This window comes from Vibrio rotiferianus CAIM 577 = LMG 21460 (assembly GCF_002741985.1).
Taxonomy (GTDB): domain Bacteria; phylum Pseudomonadota; class Gammaproteobacteria; order Enterobacterales; family Vibrionaceae; genus Vibrio; species Vibrio rotiferianus.
Genome location: NZ_APHW01000029.1, coordinates 1 through 17,860, shown reverse-complemented (window position 1 = coordinate 17,860; position 17,860 = coordinate 1). Strand labels below are relative to the sequence as shown.

Here is a 17,860-nt window from a genome sequence, read left to right as displayed (position 1 = left end):
GCTAATAATCCGTAAGGAGCAACCAATGCGTCATTACGAAATCGTATTCATGGTGCACCCTGATCAAAGCGAGCAAGTTGCTGGCATGATCGAGCGTTACACTGGTTCAATCACTGAAGCTGGCGGTAAAATCCACCGTCTAGAAGACTGGGGCCGTCGTCAACTGGCTTACCCAATCAACAAGCTTCACAAAGCTCACTACGTTCTAATGAACGTTGAAGCTGACCAAGCTGTAATCGATGAGCTAGAAACTGCTTTCCGTTTCAACGATGCAGTTCTACGTAACATGATCATGCGTACTAAAGCGGCTATCACTGAGCAATCTATCATGCTTAAGCAGAAAGAAGAGCGTGCAGAGCGTGCTCCTCGTCGCGAAGAGCGTGCTGAAGCTAAGCCAGAAGCAGCTGCTGAGTAATATTTCTTATGACCAATCGAATGGAGCTGAGTGGCACCATTGCCAAGCCGCCCATTCGTAGTAAAAGCCCTAGTGGCATTGAACACTGTCGGTTTTGGGTAGAGCATCGTTCTACTATCATCGAAGCTGACCTACCACGACAAGTTTATTGTCGAATGCCGGTAGTTGTCAGTGGGCTTAGGTCGCAAGCATTAACTCAGAATTTAGTACAAGGCAGTAACATTAAGGTAAGTGGTTTTGTTGCTTACCAAACCGGCCGAAATGGCGTTGGGAAATTAGTGTTACACGCCGACAACATTACTCAAATTTAAGATCAGGAGATAGCCCATGGCTCGTTTCTTCCGTCGTCGTAAATTCTGCCGTTTCACTGCAGAAGGCGTACAAGAGATTGATTACAAAGACGTAGCAACTCTTAAAAACTACATCACTGAAGCTGGTAAAATCGTTCCTAGCCGTATCACTGGTACAAGCGCTAAATACCAACGTCAACTAGCTCGCGCTATCAAGCGTTCACGCTACCTAGCTCTACTACCGTACACTGACAAGCATCAGTAATCGGTCGTTTTATTAAGAAAGAGGATTAAGCAATGCAAGTTATTCTACTTGATAAAATCGGTAACCTAGGTGGTCTTGGCGATACTGTAAACGTTAAATCTGGCTACGCTCGTAACTTCCTTATCCCTCAAGGTAAAGCAGTTATGGCTACTAAAGGTAACGTTGAAATGTTCGAAGCTCGTCGCGCTGAACTAGAAGCTAAAGTTGCTGAGCAACTAGCTGCTGCAGAAGCACGTGCTGAGAAAGTTAACGCTCTAGAAGCTGTTGTTATCGCATCTAAAGCTGGTGACGAAGGCAAACTATTCGGTTCTATCGGTACTCGTGACATCGCTGACGCTATCACAGCTGCAGGCGTTGAAGTTGCTAAGAGCGAAGTTCGCCTTCCTGAAGGTGCTCTACGTAACACTGGTGAGTTCGAGATCAGCGTTCAACTTCACTCAGAAGTTTTCGCTACTGCGAACGTACAAGTTGTTGCTGCTGAGTAATTCAGTACCAAGACGAAATGCTAAAAAGCACCTCTTATGAGGTGCTTTTTTTATGTCTGAAATTTGCGAAGAAGGAAGTCCGTTTCTAGAACAGAAACAGCAGATTTACTGAAAAGACACTGTCAGCCTTTTCCAATCCATCTGGCACTTTATCGTGATATTGACGGGAGTGAGTAAGCTTTAATGCAATATCTTCAGTGATGTCATTGGTGATACTTAAGTCACTATCAACTCGGGTGTTGCTTTTACCTGCTACTAACGTGACATCAGCTGAAAAACTCAGGTTGTCGAGTACTTGCCATGAGGTGTTAATGTTGCCTCGGAAGATGCCTTCTTGAACTATGTCAGGAAAGATAATGTCATCGTCATCAATTTCATCTAAGTTAGGTTCTTGATAACGGAAGCCTGGCCCCACCTCAACCTCTAATACAAATTGTTCAGTATAAGAGAACTGATAACCTAAACCGCCAGAAAGTGTGTAATCTTTGAAATAAGCACTGTAGCGAGAATCAACGCCTTTAAAGCTGCCGTAGAAATATGTCTTAGGGCCTAACTTATAGTCGGTTTGAGCGCTGTAAGTCGAGGAGCGCTTATCTTCTTCGCCATCTTTATACAGATTATAGAACTTCCATTCTCCATTCGAACGGTGCCGTCCGGCGGTGTACTCTGTGCTCAGGCGAGCATTCAAGGAGCGTGAATCCGTGTTACCTGTGTGAGCTTGATAGCCGAACTCGACCTCCGTTTTCAGTGGAGCAGGAGCTTTGACGGTTTGCTCTGTTTGTACTGATTCTTCGGCATACGCTGTACCTGCACAAAGCAAGCCAAAGCTAAGTAACCAGTATCGTGACACAAATACCTCGGATGTTGAGAAAAGGAGGGGAATGATACTGATACATATAGTGTGCTTGGTCAATGGTCGGTTAATTTTTATTAGACCCAAACGAAATTCAATACCTATTGGTGAGTTGAATTCCTGACAACTAATTGTCTCATCAGGGAAGCATCTTGGTTAGGTTTAAGGTTATAATCTCGGGTCATTAGTAGTTATCGAGCAAAGTCATGGCGGAAAATAGAAATCGCAAACCTTCGGATAGTCAGGTCGACGCAATCAAAGTCCCACCTCACTCACTAGAAGCCGAGCAATCAGTAATTGGTGGTCTATTACTAGACAACGAACGCTGGGACACCGTTGCTGAACGTGTTGTTAGTAGTGATTTCTACAGTCGCCCTCATCGTCTGATCTTTGAAGGTGTTAAGACCATTCTCGAAGCAGGGAAACCACTTGATCTGATTACTTTGTCAGAGCACCTGGAACGTCATGAGCAGCTCGATGATGTTGGTGGTTTTGCATACCTAGCAGACCTTGCCAAAAACACGCCAAGTGCCGCAAACATTAATGCCTATGCGGATATTGTCGCTGAACGTGCCATTGTTCGTGGTTTAATTGGTGTGGCGAATGAAATCGCAGACGCTGGTTATGATCCACAAGGCAGAAGCTCTGAAGATTTGATCGATATGGCGGAGAGTAAAGTTTTCGCTATCGCAGAGTCTCGAACCAGTGAAAATGAAGGTCCGCAAAACGTTGATAACATTCTCGAAAAAACGCTTGAGCGTATCGAGTTGCTTTATAAAACACCTCAAGATGGCGTGACCGGTGTGAACACTGGTTTTAATGATCTCAATAAGAAAACCGCAGGTCTGCAAGGTTCTGACTTGGTCATTGTAGCGGCACGTCCATCGATGGGTAAAACCACTTTTGCGATGAACCTGTGTGAAAACGCGGCGATGGACCAAGACAAACCGGTACTTATCTTCTCGCTAGAGATGCCTGCCGAACAGTTGATGATGCGTATGCTTGCGTCCCTATCTCGCGTTGACCAAACCAAGATCCGTACTGGTCAGCTTGATGATGAAGATTGGGCTCGTATTTCTTCTACCATGGGTATCCTGATGCAGAAGAAAAACATGTACATCGATGACAGCTCTGGTCTAACACCAACAGAAGTACGTTCCCGTGCTCGTCGTGTAGCTCGTGAGCATGGTGGCCTATCGATGATCATGGTCGACTACCTTCAACTAATGCGTGTTCCTGCTCTCTCTGATAACCGTACTTTGGAGATCGCGGAAATTTCGCGCTCTTTGAAAGCATTGGCGAAAGAATTGAACGTACCAGTTGTTGCACTATCGCAGCTAAACCGTTCCCTAGAGCAGCGTGCCGATAAACGCCCAGTTAACTCAGATTTGCGTGAATCGGGCTCTATCGAGCAGGATGCCGACTTGATCATGTTCATTTACCGTGACGAGGTTTATAACCCAGATAGCCCGTACAAGGTACGGCAGAAATTATTCTTGGTAAGCAACGTAACGGCCCCATCGGCTCGGTTCGCTTAACCTTCCAAGGTCAACACTCGCGCTTCGATAACTACGCGGGCCCAGCATTTGATATTGATGATGAGTAATACCATGAGCTATATGAAAGCCGCGATGGCATGTATTGACTTGTCAGCACTGCAACACAACTTACAACGCGTAAAAGAACAAGCGCCAGAAAGCAAAGTGATGGCGGTGGTGAAGGCGAATGGCTATGGTCATGGGCTTCGTCATGTAGCTAAGCATGCCACCCACGCTGATGCATTTGGTGTAGCTCGAATCGAGGAAGCGCTTCAACTTCGCGCATGCGGAGTAGTGAAACCCATTCTTCTTCTCGAAGGTTTCTACTCCTCGGGTGATCTGCCCGTTTTGGTGACCAACAACATTCAAACGGTTGTTCATTGTGAGGAACAACTTGCGGCTCTTGAGCAAGCTGAGCTTGAGACACCTGTCGTCGTGTGGTTAAAAATCGACAGTGGTATGCACCGACTGGGTGTACGCCCAGAGCAATATGATGAGTTTCTTAGTCGACTAAATTCTTGTCCCAATGTAGCAAAGCCGCTGCGTTACATGAGTCACTTTGGTTGTGCAGATGAACTAGAGAGTAACATCACCACAGAACAAATTGAGTTATTTATGTCACTGACCGCTGGCTGTCAGGGCGAGCGCTCTTTAGCGGCATCGGCAGGTTTGCTTGCATGGCCACAGAGCCAACTTGATTGGGTTCGTCCTGGGATCATTATGTATGGTGTTTCACCATTTAATCACCGAACAGCGCAAGACATGGGCTATCGACCAGTCATGACGCTCAAGTCGCACCTGATCGCAGTACGCGAAGTGAAGAAAGGTGAAAGCGTCGGTTATGGTGGTATGTGGACTAGCGAGCGAGACACCAAAGTAGGTGTTATTGCGGTTGGTTACGGCGATGGTTATCCGCGAACGGCACCAAATGGTACGCCAGTTCTAGTTAACGGACGTAAAGTGCCAATCGCTGGGCGCGTATCTATGGATATGTTGACGGTCGATTTAGGGCCCGATGCGACGGATAAAGTGAGCGATGAAGCGATTCTATGGGGTAAGGACTTACCGGTGGAAGAGGTAGCAAGCCACATAGGCACCATTGCTTATGAGCTTGTGACTAAGCTGACTTCTCGCGTTGAAATGGAATACACGAAGTAGCCCATGAAGAACCAAGTATGTTTAGTGCTGGCATTTTCTGCCAGCCTTTTTTTATCCCACCAAAGTGTCGCGAAAGAAAAAGACTCTGCATTCGTTCCTTTTTATTTCAGTACCGAAACCTTAGGTAGCACCATCGGTCTAGCTGGTGTAGCAAAAGGCGTTGGTCAGCCACAAGCCGCGCTGTTTGGTATGGGGCTGTATTCTGAGAAAGACAGCTACGTCGGTTTTCTTTCGGCTTTCAATTACGCTTTGTCATCAAACCTTTTGTTTAGCACGCAGATGTATCAAGCGCGCTTTAACGACAATCCATATTACTTAGGCGATCAAGGCTCAAACGGCTCCTCAACGGAAGACAAAACCATAACCAATGGGGATGAAGAGAACTACAAGCTGGAGTTCAAGTTCCTGCTTCCTTGGGGCAACGTTCGTGAACACGGGTTACTTGGTGCATTCCAACCGATTCGCGATGTAAGTTTTGCTTCTCCAGTTGAGTCCGGTGTCAGCTCAATTATCTTCACGCCGTTTTATTCTTCTCGTGAGTTAGACATCTACAACGATAAGAAAGAAGAAGCGACAGGTTTTAGCCTGACATTTGACTGGGATAACCGCGACAGTGTGCGTAATACCACGCGAGGCTCCCATACCTCGTTTGACTTAACTACGGGAGCGGAGAGCTTACAGTCAGAAGATCTATGGTTGAAGTGGGAGTTCCAAAACAGTCAGTATTACTCGTTGGGTCCGTTGGGCGATTGGTTTGATCAGCAAGTTCTGGCATTCGATTTCTATACAGCAGATACACCGACATGGAATCAGTGTGATGGTACAGTATGTAGTCGACCACCTGAGCAAGAACAAGTGCGCTTAGGTGGTTTGTATCGTCTGCGTGGTTATACGGCAGGTCGTTATCATGGGCGCAGTGCGATTCATTATTCTGCGGAATACCGCGTATTGCCAGACTGGCAGCCACTCGATGATATTCCTCTTATCAACTACTACGACTTACCTTGGTGGCAATGGGTGGCATTTGTCGAAGTAGGGCGAGTCGCGGACAATTATGACCTCAAGACATTGCATGAAGACATGAAGTGGAACGTCGGTGGCGCTGTGCGCTTCCAAGTTGAAGGGATTGTAGTTCGTGCCGAGATGGCAAAAGGTGCTGACGAGGGCACCTTCCGAGTCATGATAAATCAACCGTTCTAAATCGATATAAAACAAAGGCTAACCCTGTGGTTAGCCTTTGTTTTATCAGCGTTATTCGCCGTTGATGGTGGCAATAATGCGTCGGCTGCCACCGTAATCACGGTGCTCGCCTAAGTAAATTCCCTGCCATGTTCCCAGCGCTAATTGCCCATTTTGAATAGGAATTGTCACACTGCTGCCAAGTAAAGACGCTTTAATATGAGCTGGCATATCATCATCACCTTCATAGGTGTGTTGATAATAAGGCGCACGCTCAGGCACAAACTTATTGAAGTGAGCTTCCATATCCATACGCACAGTCGGGTCGGCATTTTCATTTAAGGTCAAACTGGCTGACGTATGCTGAATGAATAAATGTAACAAACCTACTGAAAGCGATTGGATTTGTGGTAATTGTTGTTCAATTTCATCAGTGATCAGATGAAAGCCTCGACTACGTGCTTTTAATTGCAGAGTTTTTTGTGCCCACATATGCGTTCCTTTGGAAAAATTTGGTTTGGCGTCTATCCTAATCCAATTAGAGCCTGTCATTAGTAAATGATATGATTCCCAACGTCATAAATGAATTGTTTAAATTCGAAACAGGGAACGTGACCTAACTCAATGTGAGTGTAAGGGCACTCAGTCATAATTGGCGACTGAAAAAAAATTACAAAGACTTGTTTTGTGGCAATTTGCCCAAACATCTCATTTATATTCTATTTGCTAAATCGGGGATTCCGCAGTTTTCGCTAGACTGTAAGGAATGGAACCTACTGTAACATCGGGATAAAGACCATGTTGAAAAATATCAATCCAACGCAAACACAAGCTTGGAAAGCGCTAACTGCGCATTTCGAATCTGCACAAGATATGGATCTGAAAGAGCTGTTTGCTCAAGACGCTGCGCGTTTCGACAAATACTCTGCACGCTTCGGCTCAGACATCCTAGTCGATTACTCAAAGAACCTAATCAACGAGGAAACTCTGAAGCACCTTTTCGCTCTTGCTAACGAGACTGAGCTTAAGTCAGCAATTGAAGCGATGTTCAGTGGTGAAGCGATCAACAAAACAGAAGATCGCGCTGTTCTTCACACTGCACTGCGTAACCGTTCGAACAAACCTGTAATGGTTGGCGGCGAAGACGTAATGCCAGCGGTAAACGCTGTTCTTGAGAAAATTAAATCATTTACTGAGCGTGTAATCGGCGGTGAGTGGAAAGGTTACACAGGTAAAGCAATCACAGATATCGTAAACATCGGTATCGGCGGCTCAGACCTTGGTCCTTACATGGTGACTGAAGCATTGGCACCATACAAAAACCACCTGAACCTACACTTCGTTTCTAACGTTGATGGTACTCACATCGTTGAGACTTTGAAGAAAGTAGACCCAGAGACAACGCTATTCTTGATCGCGTCTAAGACGTTCACGACTCAAGAAACCATGACTAACGCGCACTCTGCTCGTGATTGGTTCCTTGAGACAGCTGGTGATCAAGCACACGTTGCTAAGCACTTCGCAGCGCTTTCTACTAACGCTCCTGCAGTATCTGAGTTTGGTATCGACACAGACAACATGTTTGAGTTCTGGGACTGGGTTGGTGGTCGTTACTCACTATGGTCAGCAATCGGTCTTTCAATTGCTTTGTCTGTAGGTTACGACAACTTCATTGAGCTTCTAGACGGTGCTCATGAGATGGATAACCACTTCGTATCGACAGATCTAGAAAGTAACATCCCAGTGATTCTTGCTTTGATCGGTATTTGGTACAACAACTTCCATGGTGCTGAGTCTGAAGCAATCCTACCTTACGACCAGTACATGCACCGTTTCGCGGCGTACTTCCAGCAAGGTAACATGGAATCTAACGGTAAGTACGTTGACCGTGAAGGTAACGCAGTGACTTACCAAACCGGTCCTATCATCTGGGGTGAACCGGGCACTAACGGTCAGCACGCGTTCTACCAGCTGATTCACCAAGGCACTAAGCTGATCCCATGTGACTTCATTGCACCTGCAATCAGCCACAACCCAGCAAGCGACCACCACCAAAAACTGATGTCTAACTTCTTTGCACAAACAGAAGCATTGGCATTTGGTAAGTCAGCAGAAACTGTGAAGGCAGAATTTGCGAAAGCAGGTAAGAGCGAAGAAGAAATGGCGTCTCTAGTACCGTTCAAAGTATTTGAAGGTAACCGCCCAACGAACTCTATCCTAGTTAAGCAAATCACACCTCGCACGCTAGGTAACCTGATCGCAATGTACGAGCACAAAATCTTCGTTCAAGGCGTTATCTGGAACATCTTCAGCTTCGACCAATGGGGTGTTGAGCTAGGCAAACAACTAGCAAACCAAATCCTACCTGAGCTAGCTGATGAGTCTGAAATCAACTCACACGATAGTTCGACAAACGGTCTAATCAATGCATTTAAAGCGTTCAAGGCTTAATGTTTGAATAGAAAAACAAAAGGTCAGCAAATGCTGACCTTTTTTATTGCTTGAGGCAGAAACAAAATAGGTTGGCACGGACCAACCTATTTCTTCTCAATTATTCAAAGCAAATCTCAATGAAGGCATTTCCCCACTGTGAAGAGAAAGGCATGATAATGATTGAGCCTTCACACTTGTGACGAATGGTGTGACCCTTACCGGATACTACAACTGGGGTTGCCATATCAAAATCAAACCCACTTTCAGCCAGAATACGTTTTGCGCCGCCAGTCACCATATTAGTGATTTCACCGACCATATCCGTAACTTCTTCGTTCAATCCATTTGGGCGTTCGCCCAACATGTTTTGCATGATTTCTAGCGCTAGAGCTTCGTCAAAAGTAATCGACATTGAACCTCTAGTTTGAGCTCCAACCATACCGATCAAGCCAGAAACATCGCCACGTGCAATTTCGTCCTTCTTGATACGGGGTTTTTGAGGCTTCAGCTCCAAGGAAGCCATCGTTTTTAGTACATTCATTAATGAAGCTAAAAACGGGTTTACAAATTCAGCGCGCATAACGTTCTTCTATATACTTATTCTTTCATTTCGGAGGAACATGTCTGGCATGTACCATGCGTTTCGATTACCTGATTAGTAACTCGAAAGCCATGCTTCTCTGCGTTATTGGCTAACAAGGATATCAGTGTCTCATCTTCAAGTTCAACGACGTCGCCACATTTATCGCAAATTAGCAATTGGAAATAGTGCTGATCGGTGTTGCAAGAGCAACAAGTGATGAAACTATTGGTAGACTCGACTCTATGAATGAAACCTTGTTCCAACAGAAAATCTAAAGCCCGATATACTGTAGGAGGCTTGGCTTGAGGTTCGCTCTCCTTTAGTTGCTCCAATAGCTCATACGCACTAGAGGCGCGGCGATTAGAACAAATAAGCTCAAAAACGCGTCGACGCTGTGGAGTTAATCGTACTCCTCTGGCCGCACATATTCCTTCAATTTGTTCAATGATTGTTGGGTCCAAATCCTTCACCATAACTATTGGACTAGCCTAATGATAAACCATTTCTATTGGAACTTGGTTTAGAAATTCTTAATTTTACCTGCTATCAAAACGAAAATCATGACATAAAGCAAATTGCGTAGGGCTCAAATGATGAATTAGTGCAGGAACACACACTTTATGCGTGTTTCCTATTGACTGAAATTGTCAACGAGACTCGCATCCCAAAGCCCAATAGGTATACAATAGCCGACTTGAATTTTGAGCGCTAATCACGCTCCCTTAATTAATACGTATATGGGTGTCTTTATCATGACTCATTCTTGCAGGCTTTCGGTAGCACCAATGCTTGATTGGACGGATCGTCATTGCCGTTATTTCCATCGCTTGATGACCAAAGAAACCTTGTTGTATACCGAAATGGTAACGACAGGTGCAATCATTCATGGAAAAGGGGATTTCCTAGCTTATAACGAAGAAGAGCATCCGTTAGCCCTTCAGCTTGGTGGTTCTAACCCGGTAGATTTGGCGACGTGTGCCAAGTTAGCCCAAGAGCGTGGTTATGATGAAATCAACCTTAACGTAGGTTGTCCATCTGATCGTGTGCAAAACGGTCGCTTTGGTGCATGCCTAATGGCAGAGCCTCAGTTGGTAGCAGACTGCGTAGCAGCGATGAAATCTGTTGTGGATATTCCCGTAACAGTAAAAACACGTATTGGTATCGACGATCAAGACTCTTATGAGTTCCTAACAGACTTCGTTTCGATTGTGTCTGAAAAAGGTGGCTGTGAGCAATTTACTATTCATGCGCGCAAAGCGTGGCTGAGTGGTTTGAGCCCGAAAGAAAACCGTGAAATCCCACCATTGGATTACCCACGGGCATATCAATTGAAGCAAGACTTTTCGCATCTGACTATTGCTATCAATGGTGGCGTGAAGTCACTAGAAGAAGCAAAAGAGCATCTACAACACCTAGATGGTGTAATGATCGGTCGTGAAGCCTACCAAAGCCCTTACTTGCTAGCGTCTGTTGATCAAGAGCTATTTGGTTCAACTGCTCCAGTGAAAAAGCGTAGTGAAATTGTCGAAGAGATGTACCCGTACATCGAAGCACAATTGGCAAAAGGTGCTTACCTAGGTCATATCTCGCGTCATATGTTGGGTCTATTCCAAAACATGCCAGGTGCTCGTCAATGGCGTCGTCACATCAGTGAAAACGCGCATAAACCTGGTTCAGGTCTAGAAGTGCTACAAGACGCACTTGCTAAGATTCCTAAAGAGTTGAACGTGTAAATTTCACCAGTGGTTGGTGAAAATTGCCAACTAACAAATAGTAAAGCCAGAGTGTAGAAATGCCTCTGGCTTTATTTTTGTCTATAGATCATTGGTTTAGTTCGTTTTTCATAAGTTGGTACAGAACCTGCTCTAGTTAAACTAAAACAAAGGAGAAGTGATTATGTTGGAACTCATCTTTATTTTAGTTTTCACGGCAACTTTGCTGGTAACAGGGATTACCATGGTCACAGTATTTGCCGCGACGGGAATTGCTCTAGTGGTGATGTTCTTGCTGGGTATGGTCGGCGTAGTACTGAAGTTATTACCGTGGTTAATTGTTATTGCGTTAGGTATTTGGTTTTTTAAAAATTGCGTTGCCCAACCTCGTTATAAGTAAGTTGTTATGGATATTTAGTTGATGGGGGGCTGCGAGAATATGATATTATTCCGGCACGCCCCTTAATGTTGAAATCAGCTATCTCGGAGTAAAAATCACATGACATATAAAGCGACCATCGCTTTAGCGACAGTATCCCTATCGCTGGCAACGTCTTACCCTTGTTTTGCAGAAGAGTCTTCTTTTACTGCTAAGGTAGGAGCAGAAGTCTGGGCGGCAGATACTAAAGTTAATGAGGTTAGAAGAGATAGCAGTGCAACCGGTACTTTTTATGCAGCGATTGAGCATGATGTAAAATATGTACCAAACGCGCGCCTTCGTTACTCAAGCGTTGATGCGGATTATATGGGCCTCGACAAGCTAGACCTTACGCTTTACTACCAAGTTCTTGAACATGATTTGCTTCATTTTGATGCAGGTCTTACCTTTAGTAATTTGAGTGACACGAAATACGTGGATGCAGGCACTAATGCTCGTACTGAAGATTTTGATGAGCTGATTTGGGCTTGGTATGGCTATGCGGAAATAACGGTACCAAATACTAATTTTGATGTAATTGGTGAAATGAACTTTGGTGATAGCAAAGGCATTAAAAGCACTGATCTGATGGCTGGTATGCAATACCGAATTCCTTTCCAAGAGTCTCAACTGGCTTTTCGTGGGGGGGGTACCGTGTGATTGATTTAGAGTCGGAACAATTCTTATCGAGCTTAGGCAAAGAGTTCATCTTTGCAAACGGGTTCTTTGTATCTGCAGAATACTCCTTCTAACTCGATACTACTCAATTCTTTAAAACGTCGCTTTATAAGCGGCGTTTTTTTATATCACTTCATTATATTAAATCGAATTTCTCGCCCAAGTTTCAGACTTCGACCATGCTTATCTAAGAGCAATGTATAAAAGTTGGAGCAGGGATTGCGATGACAATAAATGAATTACGACATCTATTTCGTGACAACCAGCTGGTAGAAGCCATTATCGAACCTTCAATTCAAGAAGGCGGATGGGTTGTTGAGTTTCGCCATGCGCGTGGAGGTTTCGTTTGTCTCACGGACAGTCATGGAGAAGAATGCCTCTACGATGATCTCGATACGGCTTCAAAGTCAGCCATGGCTGTCGGCTTTCAGCAAGTTCGAATTGAAGATCGTTGAATCTTGGTTTCGCTTTCATACTTCCAAAAAGTTATAAAACATTCACTTCTATTCTTTCTTGTTATTAAGGAGGTTGGTTAATCTATCGTCACGCAATGAATAGGGATGTCGTGACAATGTCTTTTCAAAAGAATGTATCGGAAGAAAATAAAGGGCAGAGTGGTAACCCGCCAATCGCAAGCCCGATCAATGACCAACAATTTAACGCACTCCAGCAAACTGTCTCTGAGTTGTCTTCACAACAACTCGCATGGGTCAGTGGGTACTTCTGGGGGCTAGCTCAAAACCAACCAAGCGCAGCGGCTGCAAACCCAATTGCTCAAGCGGCAGCAGCGGTGGCGGCAAAACCAGCAGGAAAGCTAAGCATCATTTTTGCTTCTCAAACTGGTAACGCAAAAGGCGTTGCTGAGGCTCTAGAGCAAGAAGCTAAAGCTGAAGGCATTGCTGTTGAGCTATTTGACGCCAGCGATTACAAAGGCAAGAACCTTGCTAAAGAAACCCATGTGATCATCGTAGCGTCGACCAATGGTGAGGGTGAAGCGCCGGATAATGCCATTGAACTGCATGAGTTCCTTCAATCTAAGAAAGCCCCGAAGTTACCAAATCTGCAATACGCCGTAATTGCTCTGGGTGATTCTAGTTACGAGTTTTTCTGCCAAACGGGTAAAGACTTTGATACTTACTTATCTAAGCTCGGCGCAACTGCCTTCATCGACCGTATTGATTGTGATGTGGATTATGAAGCACCGGCAGCAGAATGGCGTAAGCAAGCGCTTGAACAAGTAAAAGAAGCCCTTTCTTCAGGTAATGAAGCAGAAGTGGTTCAACTACCCGTCGGTCAAGCCGCTCCAGGGCATTCTGCTTACAACAAGCAAAATCCATATACAGCCACACTACTGACCAGCCAGAAAATTACGGGGCGTGATTCAGGTAAAGACGTGCGTCATGTAGAGATTGATATAGAAGAGTCGGGCCTGACTTACCAACCGGGTGATGCCCTAGGCGTGTGGTTCGATAATAGCTCTGAACTTGCTAATACCATTTTAGGGAAAGTCGGTCTTTCTGGTGTCGAGAGTGTTGAAGTGGATGGTGAAAGCCTTTCTATTCACAGTGCATTGGTCAGCAAATACGAGATCACCGCATCAAACCCTCAGTTTGTCACCAAATTTGCAGAGCTATCTGGTAGTAAGAAACTACAAAAGCTAGTGGAAGATAAAGACAAACTTCGTGAGTACGCATCAAACAATCAAGTCGTAGATGTGCTTGCGGAGAAGAAGACCAAGCTAAGTGCAGAAGAGTTGGTTGGTTTACTTCGTCGATTGACACCTCGTCTATATTCTATCGCTTCAAGTCAAACGGAAGTGGATGAAGAAGTTCATCTAACTGTCGGATTAGTTGAATACGACAAAGGTGATGAGAAGCGCTACGGCGGCGCATCGAGTTTCCTCTCTCAACGTCTAGAAGAAGGCGGCGAAGTGAAAGTGTTCGTTGAGCACAACAATAACTTCAAACTGCCACAAGATGACAACACACCAATTATCATGGTTGGTCCTGGTACTGGTATTGCGCCTTTCCGCAGCTTTATTCAAGAGCGTGATAACCGTGACGCGGAAGGCAAGAATTGGTTGTTCTTTGGTGACCGTACCTTTACTCAAGATTTCCTTTACCAAGTGGAATGGCAAAAGTACCTCAAGTCAGGTTTGCTGACTCGCCTTGATGTCGCGTTTAGCCGTGACCAGGCAGAGAAGGTTTATGTTCAACATCGCATCCTAGAAAATGCTGAACAAGTTTGGCAGTGGATTCAAGATGGTGCCTATATCTATGTATGTGGTGATGCCACTCGTATGGCAAAAGATGTTCATGATGCGCTGGTATTTGTAGCCGAGCAACAAGGCAAGCTATCTCGTGAAGAAGCAGAAGCATTTATCAACGATCTACGTAAAGCGAAACGTTACCAAAGGGATGTGTACTAATGAGCGCGAATCAACAATCAAACAGCCAAGAAGTATTAGGTGAGGTGCTTGGCCCACTCTCGGATAACGAGCGCCTTAAAAGAGAAAGTAATTTACTACGTGGAACGATTGAGCAAGACCTGCAAGACCGTATTACTGGTGGCTTTACTGCAGACAACTTCCAATTGATTCGTTTCCACGGTATGTATCAGCAAGATGATCGCGATATCCGTAACGAGCGTGCCAAGCAAAAGTTAGAGCCACTACATAACGTAATGCTTAGAGCACGTATGCCGGGAGGCATTATTACGCCAAAACAATGGTTGGCAATAGATAAGTTTGCAACTGAGCACTCTTTATATGGAAGTATTCGTCTTACTACCCGTCAAACGTTCCAGTTCCATGGCGTGCTAAAGCCAAATATCAAGTTGATGCACCAAACGCTAAACAGCATTGGTATTGATTCGATTGCAACTGCGGGTGATGTTAACCGTAACGTGTTGTGTACCACTAACCCTGTCGAGTCAGAACTGCACCAAGAAGCTTACGAATGGGCGAAGAAGATCAGTGAGCATCTATTACCGAAGACACGCGCTTATGCAGAGATTTGGTTAGACGGTGAAAAAGTAGAAAGTACTGAAGAAGACGAACCGATTCTAGGTAAGAACTATTTGCCACGTAAGTTTAAAACCACAGTGGTTATCCCTCCGCAAAATGACGTAGACGTACACGCTAACGATCTTAACTTCGTCGCGATTGCAGATAACGGCAAGCTGGTTGGTTTTAACGTACTCGTTGGTGGCGGTCTAGCCATGACGCATGGCGATACATCAACTTATCCACGTAGAGCAGATGACTTTGGCTTTATCCCATTAGAGAAAACTCTTGACGTTGCTGCTGCTGTAGTAACAACTCAACGTGATTGGGGTAATCGTTCTAACCGTAAGAATGCAAAAACCAAATACACATTAGATCGTGTCGGTAGTGATGTGTTTAAAGCGGAAGTAGAAAAACGTGCCGGTGTTAAGTTTGAGCAAAGCCGTCCTTACGAATTCACAGAACGTGGTGACCGTATTGGTTGGGTTGAAGGGATAGATGGTAAGCATCATTTAGCGCTATTTATCGAAAACGGTCGTTTGTTGGATTTCCCGGGTAAGCCACTTAAGAAAGGGGTCGCTGAAATTGCCAAAATCCACAAAGGCGATTTCCGCATGACGGCAAACCAAAACCTGATTGTTGCTGGTGTACCAAAAAACCAAAAAGCGAAGATCGAGAAGATTGCTCGTGAGCATGGCTTAATGGATGACGGCGTAAGTGAACAACGTAAGAACTCGATGGCGTGTGTGGCATTCCCAACTTGTCCATTAGCAATGGCAGAAGCCGAGCGCTTCCTTCCTCAGTTTGTTACCGATGTTGAAGACATTTTAGAAAAGCATGGTCTACCTGAAGAAGACAACATCATTCTTCGTGTCACAGGGTGTCCAAATGGTTGTGGACGAGCAATGCTGGCAGAAATCGGCTTAGTCGGTAAAGCGCCGGGTCGTTACAACTTACACCTAGGTGGTAATCGCGGCGGTACAAGAGTACCGAAGATGTATAAAGAGAACATTACGGATAAGCAAATCTTAGAAGAGATTGATCAGCTGGTGGCTCGTTGGGCTGTTGAGCGTGAAGAAGGCGAAGCATTTGGCGATTTCACTATTCGAGCTGGAATTATTCAAGAAGTGTTCGTATCAAAGAGGGACTTCCATGCTTGATTCTGTAGCCTCCAAGCCGGAGCTAGCAGAGTTACTGACATTAACAAAGACGGAGCAAATCCTCCGTCTTGCTCAAATCAATGTCGAGCTCGAACAGCTTTCGGCGCAAGAGAGAGTAAAGTGGGCATTGGAGAATTTGGAAGGGGAGTTCGCAGTCTCATCCAGTTTCGGTATCCAAGCTGCAGTGATGCTTCATCTTGTGACACAACAAAAGCCGGATATTCCGATCATCCTAACGGATACCGGATATCTATTCGCAGAGACCTATCATTTTATTGATCAGTTAAAGGCGCAACTAAACCTCAACCTTAAAGTATACCGAGCGATAGAAAGTGCCCATTGGCAGGAAGCGCGTTATGGGAAACTTTGGGAACAAGGTATCGAGGGAATCGAGAAGTACAACAAGATAAACAAGGTCGAACCGATGCGACGTGCTCTGCGTGAGCAAAACGTTGGTACTTGGTTTTCTGGATTACGCCGAGAGCAAAGTAAATCTCGAGCAGGTCTGCCTATCTTATCGATTCAAAATGGTGTGTTTAAGTTCTTGCCCGTGATCGACTGGACAAATAAAGATGTGCACTATTATCTAGAAGAACACGGTTTAAGTTATCACCCTCTTTGGGAGCAAGGTTACCTTTCGGTAGGTGATACCCATACGACTAAAAAGTGGGAGCCGGGCATGTCTGAAGAGGAAACCCGTTTCTTTGGCTTAAAACGTGAGTGTGGATTACATGAGGATGATGGAACTGAGCAAGACGGCTCCGGTATCTAGTGGTCAGTTGGTTAAAGTTGAGTTTGAGTTAACTAAAAGAAGCTGCTGTAAAGCAGCTTTTCTTTATTTATAAGAGTAAATATTAGGTTCAAAAGGATAACTCTGTGGATAAGTTGTTTGCCTTCTTTGGGTAAAGTTGGATAAATAAGGCTTTGATCGAAAACTCAGCGTTTAACTATTATTTTTGCAATTTTTGCAAAATAACGCTTGCCAATGTGAGCGCGATCTCTATAATGCCTCCTTGTCGACAGGGCAGAGCTCACAAGGGTTCAAAGCAAAGTCGGCAAGGTCAAAAAGAAAAACGAAATAATTTGAGAAAGTGTTTGACACAAAAAATTATCTCGCTAGAATGGCCGCCTCTTCCGAAGTGATGTGAGTCACAAAGAAGAGTAGCTCTTTAAAAATAAGAACCTATCAATCTGTGTGGGCACTCGTTGATGATAATCCAATTAGAAACTTCGGTTTCAAATTAGGTTTCAATGATACGAAGTGACCATTGAGTCGAAAGACTCAGCACAGTCAATTCAAACATTACTTATGTAATGTTCAGTATTCATTGAGCCGAACAAAATCTTAAATTGAAGAGTTTGATCATGGCTCAGATTGAACGCTGGCGGCAGGCCTAACACATGCAAGTCGAGCGGAAACGAGTTATCTGAACCTTCGGGGAACGATAACGGCGTCGAGCGGCGGACGGGTGAGTAATGCCTAGGAAATTGCCCTGATGTGGGGGATAACCATTGGAAACGATGGCTAATACCGCATAATGCCTACGGGCCAAAGAGGGGGACCTTCGGGCCTCTCGCGTCAGGATATGCCTAGGTGGGATTAGCTAGTTGGTGAGGTAATGGCTCACCAAGGCGACGATCCCTAGCTGGTCTGAGAGGATGATCAGCACACTGGAACTGAGACACGGT

General features: G+C 44.9%; 17 protein-coding genes, 1 rRNA gene and 2 pseudogenes. 16 read left to right on the top strand and 4 right to left on the bottom strand.

What is annotated here, in order from left to right:
• Positions 1–25 precede the first annotated feature (25 nt).
• Genes rpsF through rplI form a run of 4 tightly spaced genes read left to right on the top strand, consistent with a single transcriptional unit; the run spans position 26 to position 1,455 of the window.
• The gene (gene rpsF / locus B853_RS13515) at positions 26–415 is read left to right on the top strand and encodes a 30S ribosomal protein S6 (RefSeq protein ID WP_010443890.1); all 390 of its coding nucleotides are present in this window, start codon (positions 26–28) and stop codon (positions 413–415) included.
• 8 nt (positions 416–423) lie between these two features.
• On the top strand, positions 424–726 hold the full coding sequence (priB, locus tag B853_RS13510) for a primosomal replication protein N (protein WP_010443889.1): 303 nt from the start codon (positions 424–426) through the stop codon (positions 724–726).
• A gap of 16 nt (positions 727–742) precedes the next feature.
• Complete coding sequence (gene rpsR, locus B853_RS13505; protein ID WP_000090472.1) at positions 743–970, top strand: 30S ribosomal protein S18; 228 nt, start codon at positions 743–745, stop codon at positions 968–970.
• A gap of 32 nt (positions 971–1,002) precedes the next feature.
• Positions 1,003–1,455, top strand: a complete 453-nt coding sequence (gene rplI / locus B853_RS13500; protein ID WP_010443888.1) for a 50S ribosomal protein L9 — start codon at positions 1,003–1,005, stop codon at positions 1,453–1,455.
• A gap of 85 nt (positions 1,456–1,540) precedes the next feature.
• Here rplI and B853_RS13495 read toward each other — a convergent pair whose 3' ends face one another.
• On the bottom strand, positions 1,541–2,305 hold the full coding sequence (locus tag B853_RS13495) for a DUF481 domain-containing protein (protein WP_038885616.1): 765 nt from the start codon (positions 2,303–2,305) through the stop codon (positions 1,541–1,543).
• Between the two features lie 209 nt (positions 2,306–2,514).
• Here B853_RS13495 and B853_RS13490 point away from each other — a divergent pair.
• The 3 genes and pseudogenes from B853_RS13490 (at position 2,515) to B853_RS13480 (ending at position 6,204) form a co-directional block, all read left to right on the top strand.
• Positions 2,515–3,914 (top strand): annotated as a pseudogene (locus tag B853_RS13490) (replicative DNA helicase).
• A gap of 13 nt (positions 3,915–3,927) precedes the next feature.
• Positions 3,928–5,004, top strand: coding sequence for an alanine racemase (gene alr / locus B853_RS13485; RefSeq protein ID WP_088881582.1), 1,077 nt, complete (start codon positions 3,928–3,930; stop codon positions 5,002–5,004).
• Between the two features lie 3 nt (positions 5,005–5,007).
• The gene (locus B853_RS13480) at positions 5,008–6,204 is read left to right on the top strand and encodes a BamA/TamA family outer membrane protein (protein ID WP_038885617.1); all 1,197 of its coding nucleotides are present in this window, start codon (positions 5,008–5,010) and stop codon (positions 6,202–6,204) included.
• A 51-nt stretch (positions 6,205–6,255) separates the two neighbouring features.
• Here the strand turns inward: B853_RS13480 and B853_RS13475 are convergent, their stop codons facing one another.
• On the bottom strand, positions 6,256–6,675 hold the full coding sequence (locus B853_RS13475; RefSeq protein WP_021017969.1) for a secondary thiamine-phosphate synthase enzyme YjbQ: 420 nt from the start codon (positions 6,673–6,675) through the stop codon (positions 6,256–6,258).
• Positions 6,676–6,981: 306 nt separating this feature from the next.
• On the opposite strand from B853_RS13475, the gene pgi reads away from it, so the two are divergent.
• The gene (gene pgi / locus B853_RS13470) at positions 6,982–8,634 is read left to right on the top strand and encodes a glucose-6-phosphate isomerase (protein ID WP_033007639.1); all 1,653 of its coding nucleotides are present in this window, start codon (positions 6,982–6,984) and stop codon (positions 8,632–8,634) included.
• 100 nt (positions 8,635–8,734) lie between these two features.
• Here pgi and B853_RS13465 read toward each other — a convergent pair whose 3' ends face one another.
• Positions 8,735–9,196 carry a chemotaxis protein CheX gene (locus tag B853_RS13465; RefSeq protein ID WP_010443881.1) on the bottom strand — a complete coding sequence of 154 codons (462 nt, stop codon included), beginning with the start codon at positions 9,194–9,196 and terminating at the stop codon, positions 8,735–8,737.
• Positions 9,197–9,213: 17 nt separating this feature from the next.
• The gene (gene zur, locus B853_RS13460) at positions 9,214–9,672 is read right to left on the bottom strand and encodes a zinc uptake transcriptional repressor Zur (protein ID WP_010443880.1); all 459 of its coding nucleotides are present in this window, start codon (positions 9,670–9,672) and stop codon (positions 9,214–9,216) included.
• 279 nt (positions 9,673–9,951) lie between these two features.
• On the opposite strand from zur, the gene dusA reads away from it, so the two are divergent.
• From dusA to B853_RS13415, 8 genes and pseudogenes are all read left to right on the top strand, one after another.
• Positions 9,952–10,932 carry a tRNA dihydrouridine(20/20a) synthase DusA gene (gene dusA / locus B853_RS13455; RefSeq protein ID WP_038885625.1) on the top strand — a complete coding sequence of 327 codons (981 nt, stop codon included), beginning with the start codon at positions 9,952–9,954 and terminating at the stop codon, positions 10,930–10,932.
• 163 nt (positions 10,933–11,095) lie between these two features.
• Entirely contained in the window at positions 11,096–11,311 is a 216-nt protein-coding gene (gene pspG, locus B853_RS13450; RefSeq protein ID WP_010443877.1) for an envelope stress response protein PspG, read from the top strand.
• 99 nt (positions 11,312–11,410) lie between these two features.
• Positions 11,411–12,081, top strand: a pseudogene (locus B853_RS13445) (TIGR04219 family outer membrane beta-barrel protein).
• A gap of 150 nt (positions 12,082–12,231) precedes the next feature.
• Positions 12,232–12,462, top strand: coding sequence for a hypothetical protein (locus B853_RS13440; protein WP_010443872.1), 231 nt, complete (start codon positions 12,232–12,234; stop codon positions 12,460–12,462).
• A gap of 116 nt (positions 12,463–12,578) precedes the next feature.
• Complete coding sequence (locus tag B853_RS13435; RefSeq protein WP_038885622.1) at positions 12,579–14,435, top strand: assimilatory sulfite reductase (NADPH) flavoprotein subunit; 1,857 nt, start codon at positions 12,579–12,581, stop codon at positions 14,433–14,435.
• A complete protein-coding gene (gene cysI / locus B853_RS13430; protein WP_038885623.1) occupies positions 14,435–16,171 on the top strand; it encodes an assimilatory sulfite reductase (NADPH) hemoprotein subunit in 1,737 nt (578 codons plus the stop codon). The genes B853_RS13435 and cysI overlap by 1 nt, the downstream gene beginning before the upstream one ends.
• Positions 16,164–16,943 carry a phosphoadenylyl-sulfate reductase gene (locus B853_RS13425; protein WP_010443866.1) on the top strand — a complete coding sequence of 260 codons (780 nt, stop codon included), beginning with the start codon at positions 16,164–16,166 and terminating at the stop codon, positions 16,941–16,943. Before cysI ends, B853_RS13425 begins: the two co-directional genes overlap by 8 nt.
• Positions 16,944–17,518: 575 nt before the next feature.
• A 16S ribosomal RNA gene (locus B853_RS13415) occupies positions 17,519–17,860 on the top strand; the annotation flags it as partial.